The following is an 8,433-nucleotide window of genomic DNA, read 5'->3' on the forward strand; positions in this document are numbered from 1 at the left end:
TTAATCCCGCGCGGGACTCGGCACGTTCAGGGCTGGCCGGGTTGGTGAGGCTGCTTGCCACGAAGGGCGCGGCAGTGCATGCACGGCGGAAATTGATCGACCGGGGCCGAGGGGCATTTACATGGAATCGGCCAGGATCTCGTCGCTGGGCCGCGACACGCGGGCGAGCCGCCTGATCATCATTCTCCTCACCATTGGATTTGCCGCGCTCCTCGCTGCGGCATCGACAGCATTTTTTGTGCAGCGCCAAAATGAGGCCGACGCGCGCATGGTCGCACACACGCTCGCGGTGGAGGCCAATCTCGGCGCCTTTGCCAGCGCGACAGAACGGATGGAGACCGCGCGCCGCGGACTGATCCTTACGCAGAACCCGGCGTTCACGACGATCATGGACGAGGCCGAGGACCGGTCGCGCGCCCAGCTTGCATCGCTCGAGACGCTGATCAGCGACAATCCGAACCAGCGCGGCCGCGCCGAAAGGCTTCGCGGGCATCTCGATGCTTATGGCCGTCATTACCGGGCGACGCTCGGCCTGCGCGGCACGGACCGCGCAGCACTGATCGCAGACTTCACGAACGACAAGGGGGTGCTCGAAGTGCGGGCCGCGCGCGCGCTCGTCGAGACGATGCTCGCAAGCGAGCTCGCCCTGCTCAAGAATCGTGAAGCGCGGCAGCAACGCACCCAGTCGCTGTTCACCCTGACGCTGATCGGAACCGGCATTCTCCTGCTGGTCGTTGCAGCCGCCACGCTGCTCCTCGTTCGCAACAATCTCGTCGAGCTCCGCGCATCGCGCGCGGAACTTCGCCGTCTCAACGAAGGGCTTGAGGAACTGGTCGATGCGCGCACGGGCGAACTCAAGCGCGCCAATGCCGAAATCCAGCGCTTCGCCTATATCGTGTCGCACGATCTGCGTTCGCCACTCGTCAATGTGATGGGTTTCACGGCCGAACTCGAGACCGCGCGCAAGGCGATCTCGGGCTATCTCGAACAGGGCGATGCGCAGGGCTGGAAGGCGCCCGACGCCGCGACGCGGCTCGCGATCGAGGAGGATCTGCCGGAATCGATCGGCTTCATTCGCACCTCCACGCAGAAGATGGACCGGCTGATCAACGCGATCCTCAATCTCTCGCGCCAGGGTCGCCGCACGCTCGCGCCCGAAACGCTTGCTCTCGGCGACGTCGTGGGCGCGATCGTCGGCAGCCTGCAGCACCGCATCGACGAGACCGGCACGACGGTCGAAGTGTCGGACCTGCCGACCGTGATCAATGACCGGGTCGCGGTCGAGCAGATCCTCTCGAATCTCATCGAAAATGCCCTCAAATATTCGCAGCCGGGGCGGGCGGGGATCATTCGCATAGCCGGGGGCGCCGATCTCGGGCGCGCTTGGGTGGCGGTCGCCGACAATGGTCGCGGCATCGAGCCGCGCGATCACGAACGTGTGTTCGACCTCTTCCGAAGGTCGGGCGTCCAGGACCAGCAGGGGGAGGGGATCGGTCTTGCCCACGCCCGCGCGCTTGCCTATCGCCTCGGCGGTAATATCGAAATCCAGTCCGAACTCGGTGCGGGTTCCACCTTTCGGCTGATCCTGCCCCTCGTGTGGCAAAGCGGAGAAGAAGATGCCTGACCAACTGCCCGTAAACATCGTGATGATCGAGGACGACGAGGGGCATGCGCGCCTTATCGAGAAGAATATCCGGCGCGCCGGCATTTCCAACAAGATCCATCATTTTCTCGACGGCACCTCGGCTCTCGAGTTCCTGTACGATGCGGCGGAGGGCCCGGTGCGCAACGGGCCGGCGCTCGTGCTGCTCGACCTCAATCTGCCCGACATGAGCGGGACCGACATTCTCGCCAGGCTGAAGGCCGACAGCAGTCCGCTGCGCCGCACGCCCGTCGTCGTGCTCACGACCACCGACGACAAGATCGAGATCCAGCGCTGCTACGACCTCGGCTGCAACGTCTATATCACCAAGCCGGTGAACTATGAGAATTTCGCCGACGCCATTCGCCAGCTCGGTCTCTTCCTCTCGGTGATCCAGGTCCCCGATCCCGACCCGGCTTGAGACCCGCCCTGGCCCACATTCTCTATATCGATGACGACGACGGCATGCGGCGGCTTGCGTCGCGCGCGCTTGGCCGGAAAGGTTATGAAGTCAGCCTCGCGGCAAGTGGCGGCGAGGGCGTCGACATGGCGAAGGTCACTGCCTTCGATCTCGTTGCCGTCGATCACTATATGCCCGGGCAGGACGGTCTTGCCACGCTCGAGGCGCTTCGCGCACTACGCGACTGCCCGCCCGTCGTCTATGTGACGGGCTCCGAGGAGAGCCGCATCGCCGTGGCGGCGTTGAAGTCGGGTGCCGACGATTATGTGGTAAAGTCGGTCGGCGAGGATTTTTTCGATCTCTTGGCCTCGAGTTTCGAGCAGGTACTCGAGCGTGCCCAGCTTCGACGCGCGCGCGCCGAGGTGGAGAGCGAGCTGCGCGCGACCAATGCGCGGCTGGAAGCGCTGCTCAAGGAAGTGAACCACCGCGTCGCGAACAATCTCCAGATGGTGATGTCTTTCGTCGCCCTCCAGTCCAAGACGATCGCCGATCCCGCCGCCCGCGAGGCGCTGCAGAAGACGCAGCAACGGATCGCGACGGTCGCGCAAGTCAACCGGCGCCTCTACACCACCGACGACGTCGAATATGTGGCGATGGACGACTATCTGGGCGGCCTTGCCGAGGATCTCTCGGCGACCTGGTCGACGGGCGTCGCCGCGCGGCGTGTCATCGCCGACGTCGAGCCCATGCGTGTGGCCACCGACAAGGCCGTTGCGCTCGGCATGATCGCCAACGAATGGGTGAGCAACGCGTGCAAATATGCCTATGGCGACAGCGATGATGGCGAGATTCGGATATCGCTTCGCCGGGCCGACGAGACATTGCTCGAACTCGCGGTTGTCGACGACGGGGCAGGGATGCCGTCCGACGGAACGGCGCGCGGCACGGGTCTCGGAACGCGCCTCATCGAAGCTTTGGCGCGGACCCACAAGGCGGCTGTCTCTTACGGCGCGGTTGACCCTTCGCGCGATATGCCGGGCACGAGCGCGCTCATCCGGATCCAGTTGCGACCGGGCGAGCTCAAAGCCTAGTTTGTGCCGCGCGGCCGCCGTGCGGGTTCGGCCGCCGCTGACGGGCGAGGCTGGACGAGCGCATCGGACTGCTTTTCGGGGCGGATGTAGATCGAGCTGATATCGCTCGACGCAGCCTTGAGCTCGGCCTCGATCGCCTCGATCAACGTCTCGGCCTCGCCCATGGCGAGACGATCCTCGAAGTCGGCGCTTACCGCGACGAAGATCGAATTGGGTGCGGTGTGGATCGTGCGCACATGATTGACGGCGGTAATTTCGCGGCGCCGTTCGACGATGGTCCAGATACGCGCGATCAGTTCGGGGTCCGCAGCCTCGCCGATCAACAGCTCCTTCGCCTCGCGGGCTAGAAGGATCGCGACCGCCGCCAGGATTGCGCCGATCGCCATCGAGGCGATGCCGTCGATCCGCGGATCCCCTGTCGCATGGCTCAGCCATATGCCGCCGGCGGCGATGGCGAGGCCGGCGAGCGCGGCGCTGTCTTCGAACAGGACGATGAAACCTGCGGGATTCTTCGACCGCCGCACCGCCGTCCACCAGCCGAGCCCGCGCCGCCCGGCGTTGAACTCGCGCACCGCGATCGTCCACGACGCACCCTCGAGCAGGAAGGCGATGGCGAGCACCACATAGTTGATCGTCGGATCGCGAAGCGGCTCGGGATCCCGGTAGTGAATCCAGCCTTCGTAGATGGAAATGCCGGCTCCGACAGCAAAGATGAGGATTGCGACGACGAACGCCCAGAAATAAAGTTCGCGGCCGTAGCCGAAGGGGTGACGATTGTCGGGCGGCCGCTTTGCCTTCGCTTGGCCGTAGAGGAGCAGCATCTGATTGCCGCTGTCGACGAGCGAATGGACCCCTTCCGATAGCATCGACGAGGAACCACTGATCGCCGCGGCGACAAATTTGGCGACGGCGATGCCGAGATTGGCAAAGAGCGCACCGTAAAGCACGATGTTCGCCCTGATATGATGCGCCCTCGAGCGCGGCTTGCCCGTATCAGACTGGGCTATCACCGAGCTACTTTCGCCATCGCGGCGCAAGGGGCCGCGCAGGCTCTCGATATCGATAGACAGGGGATGGGACGCGTCATGGGACAGCTACGCCCGGCGGGGCGGCACGTTCCCGAGACGCGTCGCTATGTCCCCGCTCCATCAGCGCCGCCCAGCGCGCGTCTAACGCTGACCGCGCGCCGCGGGGGCGCGAAGGTGCCGGAAGGCGGAAGAAGGTGGGCAGTGCCACTCCTTAGCGCGAACATGGCGGCGTTCTTCGCTTATTTTATCTGGCGCGTGATCCGCTTCAAGCCGAGCGGCGCCGCTTGATCATCTTTTGCTGGCTGCAGCAGCGACCGGTGATCCCATCGCGAGCGCGCGAGGTCCGGTGACGCGCCACACCGTGTTCGAGAGATCGTCGGCGATCCAGAGCGCGCCGCGCGCCGGGTCCCAGGTGACGCCGACCGGGCGGCCGCGCGCTTTGCCGTCCTTGATGAAGCCGGTCACGAAATCCTTCGGCTTGCCGGCAGGACGTCCGTTGGCGAAGGGGATGAAGCTGACCTTGTAGCCGGCGAGAGTCTGGCGGTTCCAGCTGCCATGCTCTCCAACGAAGGCGCCCGTCTCATAGCCCGGGAGCCCGCCTTCGGTCGCAAAGCTCAGCCCGAGCGGCGCGACGTGCGAACCGAGCGCATAATCGGGAGTGACTGCGGTCCTGACGAGCTCGGGCTTTTGTGGATGAACGCGCGGGTCGGGATGGCGTCCCCAATAGCTGTAGGGCCAGCCGTAGAAAGCGCCCTCGCGCACCGAGGTCAGATAATCGGGTACGAGCTCGGCGCCAAGCTCGTCGCGTTCGTTCACCACCGCCCAGAGGGCGTTCGACGATGGCTCGAAGGCGAGGGCGGTCGGGTTGCGGATGCCCGAGACGAGGATGCGGCTCGCGCCGGTGGCGGCATCGACCTCCCAAATGACGGCGCGATCCTCCTCGATGCTCATTCCCCGCTCGCCGATATTGCTGTTCGAGCCGATGCCGACATAAAGCTTCGACCCGTCCGCGCTCGCGGCGAGCGATTTCGTCCAGTGATGATTGACCGCTGCCGGGAGCTTGGTCACTTCCTCGCCCTTGCCAGCGATGCGCGTTGCGCCCGGCGTGTACGCGAAGCGCAGCAGCGCACCCTGGTTGGCGACATAAAGGTCGTTCCCGACGAGCGCGAGGCCATAGGGCGCATCGAGATCCTCGATGAAGCTGGTGCGAAGTTCGGGTTTGCCGTCGCCGTTCGCGTCGCGAAGCAAGGTGATGCGGTCGCCGCCCTTCACCGAGGATTTTCCAAGGCTCTTGATATAGCCCGCGATCACATCCTTCGGGCGGAGCTTCGGTGCATGGCCGCCCGAACCTTCGGCGACGAGAATGTCGCCATTGGGGAGGATGAGGATCTGCCGCGGAATCTTGAGGTCGGTGGCGACCGGCACGACCTTGAAACCGGCTGGAACGGTCGGAAGCTCGCCGTTCCATCCTGCAGGCTTGGCGATTTTCATCGGTGGGACGAGCGTCTCGTCGATATTCGGCAGGCTCGGGCTGGCGCCCGTCTGGTCGAGTTTTTCATCGCCTTTGCCGCAGCCGGCGAGCGCGGCCGCTAGCGCCGCCGCAGCGACGAGGCCAAGCGAGGTCTGCCGGTTCATGCGCGGGGCTCCTTCGCTGCGTGGAGAAGCCAGGCGGCGGCAATCGCTGCAACTGTGGATAGGGCCGAGAGGGTCGCGCCGGCCGTGCCGACCGAACTCCAGGCATCCTGGCTATGCTTGAAGGCGTTCACGAGGCCCGCGATCCACATAACGAGGATCAGCAGAAAATAGGCGGTGGCAGGCCCGCGCTTTGGCTGCTTTCGGCCTCGGACAAATGCTATGGCAGACCACAGGAGCACCGGAGCCCCGAATATCAGCCCGCCCGTGATCAACCAGGCCGAGAAATTGCTCCACTGCATCTCGGCGCTGTTGAGATAGGTGATGTCGGAAAGGAGCGCGCTGCTGAACAGGGCGACCGGAAAGGCGAGGAGAATGGCGTGCAGCGGATGGGGCGCGTGTCGGCGATAGGGCGGGTCGGTGAAAGGCGATGGGGCCGTTGCCATATTGATCTCCATGCAGGCCCCCGTCTGGATAATGCGCCGACCGCCCAATAGTTTCCCGGAACCCGCGCGCCGGGCGCGACGTTGGCAATTGGATGGATCCGTCCTCGATTCCTTATTGTGGTCCCGCGCCGATCCCGGCTGACTGGATGCTGCGCTGGAATCTCGATCCCGGGCTGCTCGCGGCGCTGGGCGCCGCGGCGCTGATGGCGTGGCGATGGAAAGCGCGCGGTCCCTTCTGGGCCGGGTTCGCGCTGATCGCCCTTCTGTTCGTGTCGCCGCTATGCGCCCTGTCGTCGGCGCTCTTCTCGGTGCGCGTCGCGCACCATATCATCCTGACCGCGGTTGCGGCTCCGCTGTTTGCGCTCGGCCTGCCGCGGTTTCGGCCGCGCGGCGGTGCGCCGCTATGGGCGGCCGGGCACATTCTCGCATTCTGGATCTGGCACGCGCCGGCGCCCTATGCTCTCGCGCTGGCGAGTGACGGCGCCTTCTGGTTGATGCAGCTTTCGTTGCTCGCGACCGCGTTCGGCTTCTGGGCTTCGCTCCGCTCGTCGTCGCCGCCGCTCGCGATCGGCCTGCTGCTTGCCATGATGGTGCAGATGGGGCTGCTCGGGGCGCTCATCACCTTCGCGGGCACGCCCCTCTATGCGCCCCATCTCGCGACGACGATGGCCTGGGGGCTGGCGCCGCTCGAAGATCAGCAACTGGCGGGGCTCATCATGTGGGCTCCTGCCGCGGCTCTTTATCTCGGCGCGGCGCTCTGGACCGGCTGGCGCCTCCTCGGCGAGCCGCCCCCGGTGGCAGCATGATCGAGGCGATCCAGGCGTGGGCGGCGCGCTATGCCGCCGACCGCCGCTACTCGCCCGTCGGGCAGCTATTCCACTGGACGATGGCCGCGCTCATCCTATTCCAGCTCGGCTGGGGCTGGCGCATGAGCCGCATCGACGCGGGTGGCGACAAGTTGGAGGCGTTTCGGGTTCATGCCGAACTCGGCCTGCTGATGCTCGTGCTTGCTGCGCTGCGTTCGATCTGGCGGATGATCGTGCCGGGTCCCATCAACGATGCCGACCGGCTGGGCTGGCAGACGGTCGCAGCCTATGTGACGCACATACTCTTTTACGTCTGCTTTTTCGGTCTGCCGCTCTCGGGCTGGGCGATGTGGTCGGTGGTCGGCGGCGAGCCGCTCGAAGTGGCGGGGCTCCTTCCCTGGCCGCACATGCCCTTCGATAGTCTGGAAAAAGGCATTCAGTGGTGGATTCTCGACTGGGCGGAGGGAATCCATGCGCTCCTGATCATTCTCCTCGTCGCGATGATCCCGCTGCACGTTGGCGCGGCTCTGAAACATCATTTCTGGGATCGGCACGACGTGCTGCGGGGGATGTTGCCCGAGCTTCCGGAGGATGGGGCGGAAAGGACGCCGCATGACGGGACACCGCCGCAAGCTCGGCGACCGAGAGCAGGCGGCTGACGCGGCGCATCTCGCCTAGCGGGTCATTGTTGCGCTTCGCTTCGCGCCACGCGCGAAGCTGGCCCGCGACATAGGCGGCGGACTGACCGGCCAGCGGCGGATTGGCGGCATCGCCCACGCCGCCCACACCGTGGCACGAGGCGCAAGACGGCAATCCCCGCGCGGGATCGCCCTCGTCGTAGAGGCGCGCACCCGCCGGATTGCCGGCTTCGACCGGCCACGCCGCGGGCTGGATCGCCGCGTAGAATGCCGACACTTTCGATCGGTCGCCGTCGCCGAGTTTGCGGACGATTGCGCGCATCGCGGCATGCTCGCGGCGACCATTTGCATAATCGTCGAGCTGCCGATGGAGATAGCCCGCGTCGAGCCCGGCGAGGCGCGGCGCGTCGCGCCCGTCGCCTTCGCCCTGCAGCCCGTGACAGGTGAAGCAGGCCGCTTCGGCGCCCGCATCGCCGCCGCTCATCGCGATCGTCTCGCCCGTCGCGCGAAAGCGGTCAGTCGGCGCGGGCGCTTGGCATGCGGACAGGAGGAACAGGAGGAGGAGGGGGGCTTTGCGCACGCTTCGGGAACCAATGGCCGCGCGAGGTGGTTCCCAAAGCGAAACGAGGACGGTGAACGGCTATGAAAGGGGGTGCTGCGATTTCGGTCTTGATGCTGCTCGGCGCCTGCGCGCCCGTCCCGGTTGAAACGGCACCCGCCGACCCCGCCGCCGTCGCGCGCGGGCGCGAT

Annotated in this window: 9 protein-coding genes and 1 pseudogene; 6 read left to right on the forward strand and 4 right to left on the reverse strand. The window is 65.8% G+C overall.

Annotation, left to right across the window (positions count from 1 at the left end; genetic code table 11):
- Positions 1-121: 121 nt before the first annotated feature.
- The 3 genes from VN047_RS14220 to VN047_RS14230 are packed head-to-tail and all read left to right on the forward strand — an operon-like array spanning position 122 to position 3,133.
- Entirely contained in the window at positions 122-1,624 is a 1,503-nt protein-coding gene (locus VN047_RS14220) for a sensor histidine kinase (RefSeq protein WP_325543735.1), read from the forward strand.
- Entirely contained in the window at positions 1,617-2,063 is a 447-nt protein-coding gene (locus VN047_RS14225) for a response regulator (protein ID WP_056350270.1), read from the forward strand. The genes VN047_RS14220 and VN047_RS14225 overlap by 8 nt, the downstream gene beginning before the upstream one ends.
- Entirely contained in the window at positions 2,060-3,133 is a 1,074-nt protein-coding gene (locus VN047_RS14230; RefSeq protein WP_252170968.1) for a sensor histidine kinase, read from the forward strand. Before VN047_RS14225 ends, VN047_RS14230 begins: the two co-directional genes overlap by 4 nt.
- On the opposite strand, the gene VN047_RS14235 is transcribed toward VN047_RS14230, so the two are convergent.
- The 3 genes from VN047_RS14235 to VN047_RS14245 form a co-directional block, all read right to left on the reverse strand.
- Positions 3,130-4,143 carry a cation diffusion facilitator family transporter gene (locus VN047_RS14235; protein WP_325543740.1) on the reverse strand — a complete coding sequence of 338 codons (1,014 nt, stop codon included), beginning with the start codon at positions 4,141-4,143 and terminating at the stop codon, positions 3,130-3,132. The two genes, VN047_RS14230 and VN047_RS14235, sit on opposite strands and share 4 nt — an antisense overlap.
- A gap of 306 nt (positions 4,144-4,449) precedes the next feature.
- Positions 4,450-5,796 carry a PQQ-dependent sugar dehydrogenase gene (locus tag VN047_RS14240; RefSeq protein ID WP_062179531.1) on the reverse strand — a complete coding sequence of 449 codons (1,347 nt, stop codon included), beginning with the start codon at positions 5,794-5,796 and terminating at the stop codon, positions 4,450-4,452.
- Complete coding sequence (locus tag VN047_RS14245; RefSeq protein WP_137893806.1) at positions 5,793-6,239, reverse strand: DUF2231 domain-containing protein; 447 nt, start codon at positions 6,237-6,239, stop codon at positions 5,793-5,795. The genes VN047_RS14240 and VN047_RS14245 overlap by 4 nt, the downstream gene beginning before the upstream one ends.
- Positions 6,240-6,385: 146 nt before the next feature.
- Here VN047_RS14245 and VN047_RS14250 point away from each other — a divergent pair, with 146 nt between their 5' ends.
- Positions 6,386-7,045, forward strand: coding sequence for a cytochrome c oxidase assembly protein (locus tag VN047_RS14250; protein ID WP_325543743.1), 660 nt, complete (start codon positions 6,386-6,388; stop codon positions 7,043-7,045).
- A complete protein-coding gene (locus tag VN047_RS14255) occupies positions 7,042-7,704 on the forward strand; it encodes a cytochrome b (protein WP_137893804.1) in 663 nt (220 codons plus the stop codon). Before VN047_RS14250 ends, VN047_RS14255 begins: the two co-directional genes overlap by 4 nt.
- 28 nt (positions 7,705-7,732) lie before the next feature.
- On the opposite strand, the pseudogene VN047_RS22735 reads toward VN047_RS14255, so the two are convergent.
- Positions 7,733-8,116: pseudogene (locus VN047_RS22735) on the reverse strand (c-type cytochrome); the annotation flags it as partial.
- Between VN047_RS22735 and VN047_RS14260 the strand changes: the two are divergent.
- Positions 8,012-8,329 (forward strand): hypothetical protein, encoded by a 318-nt coding sequence (locus tag VN047_RS14260; protein ID WP_171013845.1) that lies wholly within the window; start codon positions 8,012-8,014, stop codon positions 8,327-8,329. The pseudogene VN047_RS22735 and the gene VN047_RS14260 sit on opposite strands and share 105 nt — an antisense overlap.
- Positions 8,330-8,433: the final 104 nt, after the last annotated feature.

It is taken from the genome of Sphingopyxis sp. (genome assembly GCF_035565275.1).
Taxonomy (GTDB): Bacteria; Pseudomonadota; Alphaproteobacteria; order Sphingomonadales; family Sphingomonadaceae; genus Sphingopyxis.